Raw genomic sequence first — 15,750 nt, forward strand, 5'->3', positions numbered from 1 at the left:
CTATTTCCCCCCAGCACACCGCTCTTCCAGCAGCGCGTATACCTCCGGCACCACGCGGGCCAGCCGGATCGGCTTCATCTCCATCGTTGTAAACGCATGCTTGGTCTTGCCTGCAACGAGCAGTTGTTCGTCAGCCACCCGGTATATTTCATAACCGAACGTCAATCGGACCATAGACAGCTCCTCCAGCTGCGTCCTGATTTCCACCCAGTCATCGTACCGTGCCGGCTGCTTATACGATAACGAGACGTCTGTAACGGGCAAAAGGATTCCCTTTTCCTCCAGACTCCGATAGGTCACGCCAGTCTCGCGAATAAATTCAGTCCGTCCCACTTCAAACCAATTGAGGTAGTTCGCATGGTAGACCACTCCCATCTGGTCCGTTTCACTGTACCGAACACGTATCCGATGCGTATAAACAGTCGAGTTCAACGCGATCGCCCCTTTCTATCCTTATTGTATCACAGACAACACCTTTTCTACTTCTTTTGCCGACTCGATTATCGGCGTCGCCCTTTCGTCATTCCGCTTCTTTCCCAACCCGGCGGCTCCATCCGGGAAACGGTTTTTGCACTGTTGCGTCTATCATACAGTTGGAAAAAATAGAAAAAGAGAGAAGGGATCAAATGCTGTACCGCCGACGTACCTATCAAATTGATCCAGCCAGACAAGCGGCATTTCAGTCATTTTTCCAAGAATACCTGCTCCCTGCCCAGCTCAAGCACGGTGCCCGGCTGGTCGGACGATGGTCGACAGAGCGCGGCGACGAAGTGACTGCCATCTGGGAGTACGACAGCATGGAAGCGTATGAAAGAATCGAGAACGCTGTCAAGTCTGACGAACTGCATCGCCTGGCTCAAGAAAAGCGCAACAGCCTCGAACCGTTGTACCTGTCATGCAAACAGGACTTCCTGATTCCTGCCAGCACCTACAACCCGCCCAAGCACATCGTGGCAGCTTTCGGCTATATCACGAACGACGACGGCGAGGTCCTCCTGGTGAAGGCCCGAAATCGTCAGGATACATGGGAGCTGCCCGGCGGACAGGTAGAGGTCGGCGAGAGTCTGCTGGATGCTGTCATCAGGGAAATCAGAGAGGAATCCGGCATCGAAGCCCGGCTCACGGGCATCACCGGAGTCTATCACAACGTAAGCAGCGCCATCGTCGCTGTCGGCTTTCGCGGAGTCGCCATCGGGGGCTGCTTGCAGACATCGGAGGAGACCACAGATGTCCGTTTTGTCAAACTGACAGAGGAAAACCTGCATGAATACATCACCCGTCCCCAACTGGCCAGCCGTACGCTCGACGCCCTGACAAAAGGCTCTATCTGCTTGGAGATGTTTCGGCTGTCCCCCTATGAGCTGATCTACCGGATGGAAGAACCGACAGCCGCACCGCAATAGCAAAAACCGGAGCAGAACGATTGCGCCGTTCTGGCTCCGGTTTCTTCATATCCATGTATGCGATTAACGAATCGGGCAAGCCCCTGTCTCGCACGAATCTGCCGTCGAAAGATCGGAGTCTCCCCCTCTTTCGAACATTTGCAGAATCGCCGGATCAAACGGCTTCATGCTCGCCTTGAGCGCTTCGTACTGTTCTTTCGTGCACGCTTCGTAAGGCGCCAGTTGATAGGTTCCTCCGTCCAGCTGCAGGAAGGATACCCCGACGAAGTTGTCCCAATTGCTGTAGACGATCTCCTCTACCTCGTCCCACTCCTCTGGACGGACGGTAATGGTGTTGGACGAGTTGTGCTCCGTGTACTCTTTTTGGAAACGGAAGTAGGTGTCAAACTGGCGTTTGGCGTTTACTTCATTTTTCGTCTCGCGCGCACCGGAAGCAACCGGGAAATCGATTACCAGCGTACGGGCATTAGCCATGCGCTCCTCATGGGTTTCCCCAGGCGTCCCCACCTCGGGATGAACCGTCCAGCCCAAAGTCTGAACCGCTTTTGCCAACGGATCTTCGGCATTGATCCGAATCCGGCGAATGTAGTACGGAGAATGCGACCAGTGCAGACCGCTGGACACGCCTCCAGCTACCTGGGAGAGCGTTCCTTCCGGCTTTACTGTTGTCACCAGCAGCGGCGAGTTGACTCGCAGCTCATATGCATAACGGTCGGCCTCTTCGCGGGCTGCATTGCCGAGCAGGCGGAGCAGCTCGACTTCTTGTTCCTCCGTATATCCCAGCGATGCGATCGCATCCTTGACGCCTGTCAGAGAGGTTCCCAGCAGTCTGTCGCGCTGTTGAACGACATCCCAGTGAGGCAATTCGAGCGTCACCAGAGTCATGCGCAGGCCGGCACGTGCCGATTTGCGCTGTGCATCCAGAAGTCCGTCCAGATCGAGGTATTTGGAGCCGTCCGGACTCTCTTTTACAAATTGGACCAGGTTGACAGTCGTCAGGTTGCACACGCCGTAAGAGTCCAGCAGGATTTCGGCGCAAGGATTGAGGCCTTCCGCATTCGGACGGCGGCGGTTGGCTTCCTCCAGATTGACGAAGCCCGGTTCGCCCTCCAGCTGCATCATCGTGAATACGAGATGCAGGAACTCGCGGCTCGGCATTTGGTTGAACGCGATCGAGTTGTTGGACATGCGGCGGTGATCCAGACCGAAACGGCCGTCGCCCACCTTTTGGATGTTGTCAAACCAGGAAGGCTTTTTGTCGCCGAGCAGCTCTCCCACTTTTTGGTGATGGGCGATCTGCTGCTCTGTCCAGAAGCCGTTGATGCCGTATTTGGCAAACAGGCACTCATAGTCATCGTGGTCGAACAGGAAGATCTCTGCCGTACGGCGAACGCCGCCCACAACGACGTTTGCGCCGATCAGATTGCCGATATCGAGGACGTGGATCGGGCGAATCTTGCCGTAGCCTTTCTCGTCGACTTCGATCGGATCAAGGGAAGCGTCAATCTGGTTTTTCAGCACCTTGTCGATGCCTTCGAACATTTCGCGAAGCGGTTCATGGCCGCTGGCAGTTCCGCCAAAACGCTTCAGGCGCTCGCCTTTTGGCCGTACGCTGTTATAGGAAATCTTGACAGTATGAATTTGCTCATATGCAGGGTCGGTCAAAATATGCAGATAGTGGCGGAGCGATTCGACCCAGCCTTCCTTGCTGTCGCCAACGTAAATTTTGGCGTATCCGTTCCCCAGCACCTTCAGCTCGGAGCGCTCCAGTCGCTGATGCATCGGCAGCGGCTTGTACTCGGAAGAAAGCAGAGTGACATTCGTCCGGATCGGAGCCAAGCCTTCAGCCATTTGCTTTGTGCACTTGAAGCCCACTCCTGTTCCCACCAGCAGCAGGTAAAAGAGGTCGCACAAATCTTCCCAGGATTTGATGTTCAGGAAGGAGCAGTTGAAATTGGCCAGCGGATACAGATCGGCTACGCCATTTTCCGCGCCGCCAACCCAAAGTGTGCGTCCGGACAGGAATTGCTTCAGGTTGAACATGTTGTCAAACAGACCCTCGGCCTCTGTCTCCAATTCACGCAGATCAGGGGTGAGTCCGATTTTAATCATATGCTGGTAAGCCAGCTTCATATTGTAGTCGATCGAACGACGGCAGGTTTCTTTCCACGTCTCGCGTCTGCCGAGCTCAGGGATAAACCGAGAGTAGGTGCGATAGTAGACAAATTGCCCCAACGGGTTCATATGTAACGGAAAATCCGGGTATTGATTCAGGAAATCATCCCGCAGAAAACGGGTTCTTGTTTCTGTTGCCAGCATTTCGGTTCCTCCTTCTGATATAGCCAAACTACGTCCGATGTACCTGTCCGTAGCTACGCGCTTGTGCCCACATCTTGTCTTGCAATCTCTCTTTCTAGTTAACTATGTTTCCCCCAAAAACACAATAGATTTTTCTATATATTGTGCGAAAGATTTTTCGACAACACAATATATTGTGTTTTCCGCAAAAAACAGGACTTGACAAGCTTTTGCTGACAGACGATCAAGAGCAGGCGAAAATCCAATTTTACCAGATAAAATTGTGATTGGCACCCCTCGTCCGATAGGAACATATTCCTAATTGGACAAGCGTGCGACACAAAATACTCACTTCCTGCCTCGAACAAACCATACTTTTCTCCTATAGACTACCAGCGGAAGATAGACAACAAGCACGACAAAGAGAGGGTACATATCGGCACCCTCTCCCCATTATATGGAAAACACTTTTGCCTAGTTCCTACAGTACGCGTGCATGTCCGGTGTAAATGTGGCCACGCTCTGCATCAACAGTCACGGTTTGACCGTCTTTCAGCAAGTCCGTAACCTTTTTGACGCCTACGATGACCGGTACGTTGAGGTTCAACCCGACGATTGCGGCATGGGACGTTAGTCCTCCCTCTTCCGTAATAACTGCCCCCGCTTTTTCAAATGCAGGCACCATATCGGAGTCTGTCCCGATCATCACGAGAACGCTCCCCGCTTCGGTCTTTTCCAATGCTTCAGCAGCCGAACGGGCAACGACAACCTTGCCACTCACGATTTTGCGGCCGATTCCCTGCCCTTTCGCTACAATGTCGCCAATTACGTGGATTTTCATCAGATTGGTGGTTCCGACCTCCCGTACCGGAACGCCTGCCGTAATCACGACCAAATCGCCGTGGCGAACGAAGCCGGCCTCCAGTGATTTCTGCACGGACAGCTCCAGCATCTCATCCGTTGTATTGGCTACTGTTCCGAGCACCGGATACACACCGTTGACCAGGGCCAGTCGGCGCATGACGCTCTCATGCGGAGTGACCGCCACGATCGGGGCCTTCGGACGATATTTGGACACCATTCGGGCAGTGTGTCCGCTTTCGGTAGCCGTAATCACCGCTGCCGCGTCCAGATCCAGCGCCGCATTTGACACCGCCTGGCTGATGGCGTCCGTGATCGTCACCTGTTTTTGCACCGCGTGAGCAAACAGAATTTCCCGGTAGTTCAGCTCTTGTTCCGCTCTGACCGCGATCCGGTTCATCGTCTCCACAGACTCGACCGGATACTTCCCTGCTGCCGTTTCGCCGGAGAGCATGATCGCGTCGGTGCCGTCAAAGATGGCGTTCGCCACATCGCTTGCCTCGGCCCTTGTCGGACGCGGGTTCCGCTGCATGGAATCGAGCATTTGGGTAGCGGTAATCACCGGTTTCCCCAGATCGTTGCATTTCTTGATCAGCTGTTTCTGTACGAGCGGCACTTCTTCTGCCGGAATCTCGACGCCAAGGTCGCCGCGCGCCACCATCAAGCCGTCGGCAACAGCGAGAATTTCATCGACATTGTCTACGCCTTCCTGGTTCTCGATCTTGGCGATGATGTCGATTTTGGCATGATGACGCTCCAAAATCTCGCGGATTTCCAGAATGTCCGATGCCTTGCGGACAAACGAAGCTGCGATAAAATCTACGCCTTGCTCGATGCCGAACACAATATCCTGTGCGTCCTTCTCCGTAATGCCCGGCAGATTGATCTTGACGCCGGGCACATTGACACCCTTTTTGCTCTTCAGTGTACCGCCGTTTTTGATCTCGCACACAATTTCGTTGCCTTCTACTTTTTCTACAAAAAGTCCGATCAAGCCGTCGTCGATCAGGATCGTGTCTCCAGCCTTTACGTCGCGGGGAAGCTCCGCATATGTAATGGAGACGCGTTCGGCTGTGCCTGCCACTTCCTCTGTCGTCAGGATCATCCGATTCCCTTCGACCAGCTCGACAGAGTCTACACCGAGTGTGCCTGTCCGAATCTCCGGCCCTTTGGTATCCAGCAGGATCGCTACCTGTTTGCCTGTCTCCTCGCACGCACGGCGAATATTCACGATGCGCGCGGCGTGCTCTTCATGCGAGCCGTGGGAAAAATTTAGCCGAGCTACGTTCATTCCTGCGTGAATCAGTTTTTTCAGCGTCTCGACTGATTCGCTGGCAGGTCCAATGGTACAAACGATTTTTGCTTTACGTAACACAAGAAGTCCCTCCTAAGCTATGTGCTCCCGATTAAATGGAGAGCGTACGTGCCAATTGATAGATGGATAAGTCAAGCTGATGCTTTTGTGAAAGTGCTTCCTGGAAATCGACGTCGACGATCGCATTGTTGCGAATGCCTACCATGCGGTCCCGTTTTCCTTCGATCAGCAGATCGACCGCTGCAGCTCCCATTCGGCTGGCGAGCATCCGGTCAAATGCAGTCGGCGAGCCTCCCCGCTGAATATGGCCAAGCACGGTTACACGCGTCTCCAGGCCGGTCAGCCTTTTGATCTCGTCAGCGTAATAATTCGCGCTGCCTACGCCTTCTGCCACGATGATGATCGTATGTTTTTTCCCGCGGCGGTGTCCCGATTCGAGCCGCTCTACGATATCCTCGATATCATTCTCCGCTTCTGGGATCAAAATAGACTCCGCCCCGGCTGCGAGACCTGCCCACAGGGCAATATCTCCGGCATCCCTGCCCATCACTTCAATGATGTAGGTACGCTCATGCGATGTGGCTGTGTCCCTGATCTTGTCAATGGCTTCGACAACTGTATTCAATGCGGTATCAAAACCGATGGTGAAGTCCGTGCAAGGGATATCGTTGTCGATTGTGCCGGGAATACCGATTGTCCTGACACCCTTTTCGGACATTTTCTGGGCCCCCCGGAAGGAACCGTCACCGCCAATGACGATCAATCCTTCGATTCCGCGTCTGTTCAGTTGATCCACCGCTTTTTGCTGCCCGACTTCGGTCTTGAATTCTTCACTTCGCGCTGAATAGAGGATGGTTCCGCCGCGGTGGATGATATCACCGACCGAGCCCAGCGTCATTTCCTGTATATCGCCATACATCAAACCCTCGTAGCCATGATACACGCCATACATTTGAATCCCGTGGTACGCGGCTCGCCTGACTGCTGCGCGCACGGCTGCGTTCATGCCGGGTGCATCCCCGCCGCTGGTTAAAACTGCAATTTTCTGCATGGAAACCACCTCATCCATTCTTTCCGTCATTAGGATGCCTTGAAACCAAAACAGTATGTACGATATTCCCTTTCTTACACGCTGTATTAGTCACAAGGACATATCTGTTACACTCACGGGAGCAATGTGCTATACTTTTAGAAAGATCTGACAAGTCCCGGTTACGAATACGATTGTATCAGATTTTATCGACAGAAAAAAGCAAAAAGCGCCCCCCATTTTAGAGGGAGGCGTAAGAACCGATCTGTTTAAATTTCTCGTAACGATCCTGTATCAATTCTTCTGGACTGAGCTGTTCTAGCTGTTTCAGCCCTTCCAGCAGCTTGGCCTTGACGAGAGAAGCTTGCAGCATCACATCGCGGTGAGCGCCGCCAAACGGCTCCTCGATGATGTCCTCGATAACTCCCAGCTCCTTCAGATCGGGAGCCGTGATCTTCATCGTTTCCGCCGCGCGCATCGCCAGACTGGCATCTCTCCACAGAATGGCCGCCGCGCTTTCCGGTGCGATCACGGAGTAATAGGAATTCTCCAGCATATAGACGCGGTTCCCCACTCCGATCGCCAAAGCTCCGCCGCTGCCGCCTTCACCGATCACGACACAGATGATCGGCACGCGAAATCTCGCCATCTCCAACAGGTTGCGGGCAATCGCTTCGCTTTGCCCCCGCTCCTCCGCCGCTTTCCCCGGATACGCCCCCGAGGTGTTGATGAAGCAGATGATCGGACGGCCAAATTTGTCGGCCTGCTGCATGATGCGGAGCGCTTTGCGGTAGCCTTCGGGATGGGCCATACCGAAATTGCGCTTGATGTTGTCCTTTGTATCTTTGCCTTTTTGGTGCCCGACAATGGTAACCGGACGTCCGTCCAGCTTGGCAATGCCCCCGACAATCGCCAGGTCGTCTCCGAATAAACGATCACCGTGCACTTCCAGAAAATCAGTAAAAATATGATCAATGTAGTCCAATGTGGTGGGTCGCTCCGGGTGACGGGCGAGCTGTACGCGCTGCCACGGCGTCAGGCTTCCGTAGATCTGTTCGGCCAAATCCTTGGCCTTCTGCTCCAACCGCGCTACTTCTTCGGAAAAATCAATCCCTTTTTCTTCGGTGAACCTGCGCAATTCCTTGATTTTATCCTGCAACTCCACCAATGGTTTTTCAAAGGGAAGTTCGTTCGCCATCTTTATACTCCCTCCCGAATCGTGTGCATCTCAACGAGCTTGGATAGCGTCGAGCGCATGTCCTTGCGATGCACAACCATATCGAGTTGCCCGTGATTCAGCAAGAACTCGGCTGTTTGAAAGTCTTTTGGCAGCTCCTGACGGATTGTCTGCTCAATTACGCGTCTGCCGGCAAAGCCAATCATCGCTCCAGGCTCGGCAATATTGTAATCGCCAAGGGAAGCAAAGCTGGCAGAGACACCCCCGTAAGTAGGGTTGGTCAGGACAGACACGAACAACTGGCGTTCCCGGTCCAGCTTTGCCAATGCCGCGCTTGTTTTCGCCATCTGCATCAGACTGAGCACGCCTTCCTGCATCCGCGCACCGCCTGAAGCCGAAAAAAGGATAAAGGGGAGCTTGCGCTCTGCAGCCTGTTCGATCGCCCTCGTAATTTTTTCACCGACGACCGAGCCCATGCTGGCCATGCGAAAACGCGAATCCATTACGCCGATAATGACGCGCTGCCCATCCAGAAGCCCTTCGCCTGTCATGATCGCCTCTTTCAGATTCGTCGCTTCCATATCCTTTTCCACTTTTTCCAGGTAGCCTGGGAAGCCAAGCGGGTTGGCTGTCACCAAATCCGTGTCGAATTCTTCGGTCAGCACGCCGTCGTCAAGCAATGCCGCAATGCGCTCCGGCGCCGACATCGAAAAATGGAACTGGCATCCCTTGCAAACGCGGAGATTCTTCTCCAGGTCCTTGGAGTAGTGAATCGTTCCGCAATGCGGACACTTATTCATCAGTCCCTCGGGAACTTCCTTGCCTTTTGTGACGGCTTCGACAGCGCCGTCAGCCTGGGGAGTTCCACGCGATATTGTTTCCGAGGGGACTGTAGCAAATTTGCGCTTTTTACCAAAGAGATCCTTAAGCACAGTTACACCTCACCTTTCCCTTCAGTGAAGGATCGTGCCGAGTACTTCCTGGACTTCGTGTACCTCGCTCTCGGGGACGAGAATCTCGTACTGTTTGGAGACCTTCGCCTCGCGAACCTTTACCAGGAATCCTTCATCTGTCAATCGTTGCTGTATCCGTTCCGCGATTTTTTCGCTGGGAGCGATATAGATGACCGTCCACATGGTGGCTTCCTCCTTGATCGTCCAATACAGGTCTGCATCATCATATCACAGCCCCAGCAACTGCCGCAAATCGGGCCGGGAGAAGTCAGAGCTTGGAGTTTTCCAGATGCTTTCTCATCCGTTCTACAGCCTGCTCCTCGTCTCCTGCTCGTATCGCTTCCATGATCTGACGATGCTCGTTTACTGCTGATCTGGCCCGTCCTTCACGGGAGAGCGATTCACTGCGGACAGAATCGCTGTATTCCACAAGCGGCGCCCAAATCCGGTGGAGGATGGAATTGCGGCTGGAGCGGCAGATTACGCGGTGGAACTGGTAATCCTCTTCAGTCGGAATTTCTCCCTGTTCGATCCGCTCCTCTGCCGCAGCGAGGATCCGCTCCATTTCTTCAAAGTGCTTCGCGGTAGCCCGGCGGCAAGCCATCCGAACCGCATCCAGCTCCAGGACCTGGCGCATCTCAATCAAATCTTTTTTCGTTTTGTAATCCCGGAGGATAAAAAAGCCGAGAATATCAATCAGGCGGTTGTGACGGTAATGCTTTAAAAAGGTGCCTTCTCCCCTGCGGGTTTCGATCAGGCCAAGCAGTTCCAATGCCCGCAGCGCTTCGCGTACAGACGAACGGCCGGCACCCAGCTGCTCGGACAGCTCCCGCTCGGAGGGCAGCTTGTCACCAGGACGCAAATTTTTTTCTTGAACGATCTGATGGATTTGCAGGAGAATGCCTTCGTATACCTTTCTCTCCTGTAGCGAATCAAGCATCCTTTCGCTCCTCCTCCCCGATTGCCTTCGGTGAAGCACCCTCCAAGGATCACTTTGTCCCGGAGGGTGTTAGTCACATGACGTCCGCAATTTACGCTTTTTGATAGGAAATGGCTGTCAGCGCCGCCGTTTTTTGGCGGATCGCCTCCGGATCGACGGAAAGGCGAGCTACGCCTGTCTCCATCGCCGCTTTTGCCACGGCCGCAGCTACCTGTGGAGCCACGCGCGGGTCAAACGGAGCCGGAATTACCTTGTCCGCAGACAGCTCTTCGGCCGAGATGAGGTCGGCGATGGCGTAAACGGCTGCCAGCTTCATCTCTTCGTTGATTGCTGTTGCGCGCGTATCGAGCGCGCCGCGGAAAATGCCCGGGAATGCGAGTACGTTGTTTACCTGGTTCGGGAAGTCGGAACGGCCCGTACCGACGACAGCCGCCCCAGCCGCTTTCGCCTCTTCCGGCATGATCTCGGGAGTCGGGTTTGCCATCGCGAAGATGATCGCGTCGCGGTTCATCGATTTCACCATTTCCGGCGTGACAGCGCCGGCTACCGAAACGCCGATGAATACGTCAGCGCCCTTCATCGCATCAGCCAGATTTCCTTCCAGCTTTTGGCGGTTGGTGATCTTCGCCATTTCTTCCTTGATCGGGTTCATGCCGAACGTACGGCCTTCGTACACGATGCCTTTGGTGTCGCACATGATGACTTCCTTCACGCCCATGGACAACAGAAGCTTGATGATGGCGATCCCCGCTGCCCCGGCCCCGTTGGCTACGACACGGATTTCTTCCAGCTTTTTGCCGACAACGCGCAGGGCATTGATCAGACCGGCAGCAGTAACGATTGCCGTACCGTGCTGGTCATCGTGGAAGATCGGGATATTGGTCTCGCGCTTCAGGCGCTCTTCTACCTCGAAGCAGGCAGGCGCCGCGATGTCTTCCAGGTTTACCCCGCCAAAGGTCGGCTCCAGCATTTTTACAGTTTCGACGATTTTGTCCACGTCGGTTGTATTCAGGCAGATCGGGAACGCGTCAACGCCTGCGAACGACTTGAACAGGACCGCCTTGCCCTCCATAACCGGCATAGCGGCCTCAGGTCCGATATTGCCCAGTCCGAGTACGGCTGTACCGTCGCTGACAACGGCTACGAGGTTTCCCTTCATGGTGTACTCGTATACTTTCGCCGGGTCGTCGAAAATCTCCTTGCAAGGCTCGGCAACACCTGGGGAATATGCCAGGCTCAGATCGTGCGCATTGCGCACCGGCACCTTGGTTACAGCCTCCAGTTTCCCCTGATGTTTTCTGTGAAGTTCCAGTGCTTCCTCTCGTAAATTGGACACAAGTACCACTCCATTCTTCATTTGTATGTATGTTTGGGCTATCTATACTGAACCTGCGCTTAGTGGTCAGACCACTTTTTTAAATTATGTTCTCATTATAGCAAAACCGTTTCTCCTGTAAACCTCTCGAAATCGGCAAAAAAGGGAGGACTTTGGTCATCCTCCCCCGTTTACGGGCAATTCTTTTTGAATTACGCTGTCACGTCCCACAATTTCTCGCGCTTGCTCCAAAAATGACTCGTCCACCTCTACCCGAATGGCATCCGGAAGGCGAATTGTCCGTCTTTTCCCCTCGTAGTACAGAACGACGGGAATCGTACCTCTTTTTTCGACAAAAAGGCGCTGCAGGCTGTGAAGCGTCGAATCATGCTCCTGCTCTGCCGATATTTTGACAAACAACACGGGTTCCATGGATGGCTTGGGCAGCGAGGCGGCATCCCAAAAGCGGTTGGCAATCAGCTTCACGATGTCGTCCTGATGATCGATCCGCGCCTCTGCTACGACGACCTGCTCTTTTTTCAACAGCTCCGCGTATTTGGCATACACCTTTGGAAAGACAACGGTCTCCACCTGGGCTGTCTTGTCCTCTAGCATGAGAAACGCCATCGGCTCCCCTTTTTTGGTCTGGATGCGCTTTTCCTCCGTAATCATGCCGACGATCTTGACGGTCTGCTCCCGGGAACATTCGGACAGAGCCGATACGGCGTGCACCTCCGGCCGGTTGAAGAGATGCGAATACTGATCCAGCGGATGGCCGGACAGATAGACGCCGAGCAGATCGCGCTCCTCCTTCAGCTGCTGGCTGCTGGAAAAAGGCGGCACCTCCGGATATTCCGACGGCTGACGGAGGGAATCCGCTTCGCTGTCTCCGGCAAACAGGTTGAGCTGGTCGGCATCCCGTTCGCTTCGCTTGCTTGTCGCCTTGCCCATCGCCTCGTCCAGGAGCACCATCAACTGGCTCCGGTGTCCCGGCAGCGAGTCCAGCGCGCCGCAAAGGATCAATGATTCGACGACCCTCCTGTTGACCAGTCGTCCGTCCACCCGGGCACAGAAGTCAAACAAGTCGCGGTACGGCCGTTTTGCCCGCTCCCGCACAATCGATTCAATCGCTCCGTAGCCGACGTTCTTGACGGCTGCAAGGCCAAAGCGGATGGCATCGCGGCTGACCGTAAAGTAAGCCTCGCTTTCATTTACATCAGGCGGCAATACCTGCAAATGCAGGCGGCGCGCCTCCTCCGTGTACTCCGCAATTCTCGTCTGGCTGCCGATGGACAGCGAAAGGAGGGCAGCCATGAACGCGAGCGGATAGTTGGCCTTGAGATAGGCCATGTGATAGGCAATCATCGCATAAGCGACGGAATGGGCTTTATTGAATCCGTAATCGGCAAAACGGACGATCAAATCGTAAATCTCGTGGCCAAACTTCTCCCCGTAGCCTTGGCGGATACAGCCGGCGACGAACTTTTCCCGCTGCTCGTTTAACAGCTCCCGCTTTTTCTTGCCCACGGCGCGCCGCAGTATATCCGCTTCGCCCAGACTAAAGCCAGCCAGTCGGGAGGAAATCTGCATGATCTGCTCCTGGTAGATCATGAAGCCATGCGTTTCCCTCAGAATCGGCTCCAGATCGGGATGAGCATACTGAACGGAGCTCTCTTTGTGTTTGGCCCGGATGTACTGCGGGATAATCTCCATCGGCCCCGGACGGTACAGCGCCAGTACGGCGATGATGTCATCGAGTCCGGTCGGCTTCAGGTCCCGCAAAACATTGCGAAAGCCGGTCGACTCCAACTGAAAGACACCGGTCGTCTCTCCGCGGCTGAGCATCTGGAATGTCTTCGGATCGTCCGGCGGAATGTTCTCCAGGTCCACGTCTACGCCAGCCTGGCGCAAATGCCGAAGCGCTTCCTGAATAATGGTAAGGTTGCGCAGGCCGAGAAAATCCATTTTCAACAGCCCGATTTCCTCCAAATCCTCCATCGGAAACTGTGTCAGGGCCAAGCCTTCACTGCCTGTCTGCAGCGGGACATACGCAGTCAACGGTTCAGGGGCAATAACCACTCCCGCCGCATGCGTGGAGGCGTGACGCGGCAGCCCCTCTACTCCCTTGGCCGTCTCGATCAACTGGCGTGCCTGGACATTTTCCGCACACAGCTTGCCGAGGTCCGGATTGAGCTGGAACGCTTTGTCGATCGTCATTCCCGGCGACTGCGGGATCATTTTCGCCACGCGGTCTACCAGTGCCAGCGACATGCCCAGCGCCCTGCCTGTGTCGCGGACCGCTGCACGGGCGGCCATCGTTCCAAAGGTAATGATCTGGGCAACGCGGTCACGTCCGTATTTGTCCGCTACATAGTGGATCACTTCATCCCGCCGCTCCACGGAAAAATCGATGTCGATATCAGGCATCGTGACCCGCTCGGGATTGAGAAACCGCTCAAACAAGAGGTTGAACGCAATCGGGTCGACATTCGTGATCTTGAGGGCGTAGGCGACCAGACTGCCCGCCGCCGATCCCCTTCCCGGTCCCGTCGCGATTCCTGCTTCATGAGCAAAACGCATGAAGTCCCACACGATCAGAAAGTAGTCCGTAAAGCCTGTGCGGGTAATGATGGACAGCTCATGATCGAGCCGTTCGCGGATTTCATCCGTCATCGTCCCGTAACGCTCGATGCAGCCCCGCTCGCACAGCTCGCGCAAATATGCTGTCGGATCCTGTCCTTCCTCCAGCGGATATTTCGGCAGGATGTGCTGTCCAAACGACAATTCCCATTGGCAGCGCTCCGCAATCTCTACCGTATTGGCCAGTGCACCAGGCACATGGGCAAACAGCTTGGCCATCTCCTCGCCGCTTTTCAGATAGTACTGGTCCGTCTCGTAGCGGAAACGGTTTTCTTCATCGACCGTTTTTCCCTGTCCGATCGCCAGCAAAATATCATGCTCGCGGTGCTGCTTTTGGTAGACGTAATGGACGTTGTTCGTGACCACGAGCGGCAGTCCCAGCTCATGACCGAGTCTGAGCAGGCGCTGATTGAGGCGGCGCTCGATCTCCAGCCCGTGATCCTGCAGCTCCAGATAAAAATGCTGCGGGCCGTATACATCCCGGTACCACAAAGCTGCCCGTTTGGCCTCCTCCGCATCGCCAGACAGCAGAGCTCTGGCCACCTCTCCTTCCCTGCAGCCGCTAAGAGCGATCAAGCCTTGCCTATGCTTCGCCAGCGCCTCTTTATTCAAACGGGGCAAAATAAAATGACCATCCGTGCCTGCGATTGTGGCCAGCTTTAAAAGATTGGCGTACCCTTCCTGATTTTCTGCCAGCAAGACCAGATGGCTGGGCGGCGGCGCACTCCGAACCCGATCCTGAAGGTTTCCTTCTATTACATAGACCTCCATCCCGATGATCGGCTTGATCCCCGCTTCTTTACAGGCCTTGTAAAAGGGGACAGCCGCATACAAATTGGCATGGTCCGTCACAGCCAACGCTTTCATTCCCAGCTCTGCGGCTCGCTGCACCAGCTTCTCCACTCGTGCCGCCCCGTCGAGCAAACTGTATTCCGTATGCACATGCAAATGCACAAAGGGGGTCATCTCGATTCTCCCTTTCCTGCTTTCCCGTCTTCTTTTTCTTTCTCTCTTCATTATAACGAAGTGGTTCCCGATAAAAAACGCTTCGGTCAAAGACCCCGCATCCGCGCGGCCTGCCTTTACAATCACGCGTGCGGAAGGTATAGTGAAAGAAAAGGACCGAAGCGTTGCCGCGCTCCGGTCAAGTACAATCGGTGCCCGCAGAGGAGCGGCCCGCCGGAAAGAGGTAGCTCGCCGAAAAGATCCGTCAGGTGCGAGCTACTTCTTTTTGTTGCTCAGATCATGGGTGACGAGTAGAACGACCAGGGAACCGAAAGACAGCATAAGACTGATGGCTTCGAATACAGTCATGGCATCACCCCCCTTCCTTCCAAAGTGGGGATGAGCTCGCTGCCCCTGGCAAGCTGTCCGGATTGTACAAGAAAATTATACCACAAAGTATAACCAGAACAAACATTCCCATACCCGATTTGACCTGTTTTGCAAACTTTAGTAGGATTATCCTAGATTCCAGGAGAGGATGAATCCATTTATGTGGTTTGCTACCTATATGACGGGCGTGATCGCATCGTTGGTGGCCAGCGTCTATTACAGCGTGACAGCCCGTCAGCGAGGCATTCACCCGCTCGTCTCCAGAATGACGCTCGGCAAAATGAATATATCGCTCGGGGTATTGGTCACCTTGTTCGGGTTGAACCAATTTTCCTTTGATGAGCTGGACAAGATTCGGATCTTTGTCGCTTTGCTGCTCCTGTTCGTCGGAGTGATCAACCTGGTCCTGGGCACACGCAACTATCTCCGCTATCGGGCTGCCTGGCAGGCGGAAGTGAAGAAAAGCTCCTGACCATGGTGGAG

The 15,750-nt window shown here is 54.5% G+C and carries 13 protein-coding genes and 1 pseudogene; 3 read left to right on the plus strand and 11 right to left on the minus strand.

Annotation, left to right across the window (positions count from 1 at the left end; all coding sequences use genetic code 11):
* Positions 1-432 carry an acyl-CoA thioesterase gene (locus V5G20_RS20935; protein ID WP_003387995.1) on the minus strand — a complete coding sequence of 144 codons (432 nt, stop codon included), beginning with the start codon at positions 430-432 and terminating at the stop codon, positions 1-3.
* 194 nt (positions 433-626) lie between these two features.
* On the opposite strand from V5G20_RS20935, the pseudogene V5G20_RS20940 reads away from it, so the two are divergent.
* Both V5G20_RS20940 and V5G20_RS20945 read left to right on the plus strand, forming a co-directional pair.
* Positions 627-815 (plus strand): annotated as a pseudogene (locus V5G20_RS20940) (NIPSNAP family protein); the annotation flags it as partial.
* 99 nt (positions 816-914) lie between these two features.
* Positions 915-1,403, plus strand: a complete 489-nt coding sequence (locus V5G20_RS20945) for an NUDIX hydrolase (protein WP_031932235.1) — start codon at positions 915-917, stop codon at positions 1,401-1,403.
* 63 nt (positions 1,404-1,466) lie between these two features.
* Here V5G20_RS20945 and nrdJ read toward each other — a convergent pair whose 3' ends face one another.
* The 10 genes from nrdJ to V5G20_RS20995 all read right to left on the minus strand — a co-directional run bounded on the left by nrdJ (position 1,467) and on the right by V5G20_RS20995 (position 15,246).
* Positions 1,467-3,722 (minus strand): ribonucleoside-triphosphate reductase, adenosylcobalamin-dependent, encoded by a 2,256-nt coding sequence (gene nrdJ / locus V5G20_RS20950; protein ID WP_031932234.1) that lies wholly within the window; start codon positions 3,720-3,722, stop codon positions 1,467-1,469.
* A 460-nt stretch (positions 3,723-4,182) separates the two neighbouring features.
* Positions 4,183-5,937, minus strand: coding sequence for a pyruvate kinase (gene pyk / locus V5G20_RS20955; RefSeq protein WP_003387999.1), 1,755 nt, complete (start codon positions 5,935-5,937; stop codon positions 4,183-4,185).
* Positions 5,938-5,968: 31 nt separating this feature from the next.
* Positions 5,969-6,928 (minus strand): 6-phosphofructokinase, encoded by a 960-nt coding sequence (pfkA, locus tag V5G20_RS20960; protein ID WP_251237812.1) that lies wholly within the window; start codon positions 6,926-6,928, stop codon positions 5,969-5,971.
* Between the two features lie 220 nt (positions 6,929-7,148).
* Complete coding sequence (gene accA / locus V5G20_RS20965) at positions 7,149-8,105, minus strand: acetyl-CoA carboxylase carboxyl transferase subunit alpha (protein ID WP_024983173.1); 957 nt, start codon at positions 8,103-8,105, stop codon at positions 7,149-7,151.
* Between the two features lie 2 nt (positions 8,106-8,107).
* Positions 8,108-9,016 carry an acetyl-CoA carboxylase, carboxyltransferase subunit beta gene (gene accD / locus V5G20_RS20970; protein WP_003388003.1) on the minus strand — a complete coding sequence of 303 codons (909 nt, stop codon included), beginning with the start codon at positions 9,014-9,016 and terminating at the stop codon, positions 8,108-8,110.
* A 21-nt stretch (positions 9,017-9,037) separates the two neighbouring features.
* Positions 9,038-9,220 (minus strand): hypothetical protein, encoded by a 183-nt coding sequence (locus tag V5G20_RS20975; protein ID WP_003388005.1) that lies wholly within the window; start codon positions 9,218-9,220, stop codon positions 9,038-9,040.
* Positions 9,221-9,305: 85 nt separating this feature from the next.
* Positions 9,306-9,977 (minus strand): FadR/GntR family transcriptional regulator, encoded by a 672-nt coding sequence (locus tag V5G20_RS20980; protein WP_003388006.1) that lies wholly within the window; start codon positions 9,975-9,977, stop codon positions 9,306-9,308.
* A gap of 91 nt (positions 9,978-10,068) precedes the next feature.
* Positions 10,069-11,313, minus strand: a complete 1,245-nt coding sequence (locus V5G20_RS20985) for an NAD(P)-dependent malic enzyme (RefSeq protein ID WP_003388007.1) — start codon at positions 11,311-11,313, stop codon at positions 10,069-10,071.
* A 156-nt stretch (positions 11,314-11,469) separates the two neighbouring features.
* Positions 11,470-14,898 carry a DNA polymerase III subunit alpha gene (locus V5G20_RS20990; RefSeq protein WP_338462067.1) on the minus strand — a complete coding sequence of 1,143 codons (3,429 nt, stop codon included), beginning with the start codon at positions 14,896-14,898 and terminating at the stop codon, positions 11,470-11,472.
* 255 nt (positions 14,899-15,153) lie between these two features.
* Positions 15,154-15,246, minus strand: coding sequence for a putative holin-like toxin (locus tag V5G20_RS20995; protein ID WP_221175480.1), 93 nt, complete (start codon positions 15,244-15,246; stop codon positions 15,154-15,156).
* Positions 15,247-15,427: 181 nt separating this feature from the next.
* Here V5G20_RS20995 and V5G20_RS21000 point away from each other — a divergent pair, with 181 nt between their 5' ends.
* The gene (locus V5G20_RS21000) at positions 15,428-15,739 is read left to right on the plus strand and encodes a YtpI family protein (protein WP_003388009.1); all 312 of its coding nucleotides are present in this window, start codon (positions 15,428-15,430) and stop codon (positions 15,737-15,739) included.
* Positions 15,740-15,750: the final 11 nt, after the last annotated feature.

The sequence above is a fragment of the Brevibacillus borstelensis genome, assembly GCF_036700025.1.
Lineage (GTDB): Bacteria > Bacillota > Bacilli > Brevibacillales > Brevibacillaceae > Brevibacillus > Brevibacillus borstelensis.

Bases quoted from the DNA above. Each gene is read 5' to 3' on its own strand.
- V5G20_RS21000 (WP_003388009.1), top strand. From the start codon at position 15,428: ATGTGGTTTGCTACCTATATGACGGGCGTGATCGCATCGTTGGTGGCC.
- V5G20_RS20990 (WP_338462067.1), bottom strand. From the start codon at position 14,898: ATGACCCCCTTTGTGCATTTGCATGTGCATACGGAATACAGTTTGCTC.
- accA (WP_024983173.1), bottom strand. From the start codon at position 8,105: ATGGCGAACGAACTTCCCTTTGAAAAACCATTGGTGGAGTTGCAGGAT.
- V5G20_RS20975 (WP_003388005.1), bottom strand. From the start codon at position 9,220: ATGTGGACGGTCATCTATATCGCTCCCAGCGAAAAAATCGCGGAACGG.
- nrdJ (WP_031932234.1), bottom strand. From the start codon at position 3,722: ATGCTGGCAACAGAAACAAGAACCCGTTTTCTGCGGGATGATTTCCTG.
- pfkA (WP_251237812.1), bottom strand. From the start codon at position 6,928: ATGCAGAAAATTGCAGTTTTAACCAGCGGCGGGGATGCACCCGGCATG.
- V5G20_RS20980 (WP_003388006.1), bottom strand. From the start codon at position 9,977: ATGCTTGATTCGCTACAGGAGAGAAAGGTATACGAAGGCATTCTCCTG.
- V5G20_RS20995 (WP_221175480.1), bottom strand. From the start codon at position 15,246: ATGACTGTATTCGAAGCCATCAGTCTTATGCTGTCTTTCGGTTCCCTG.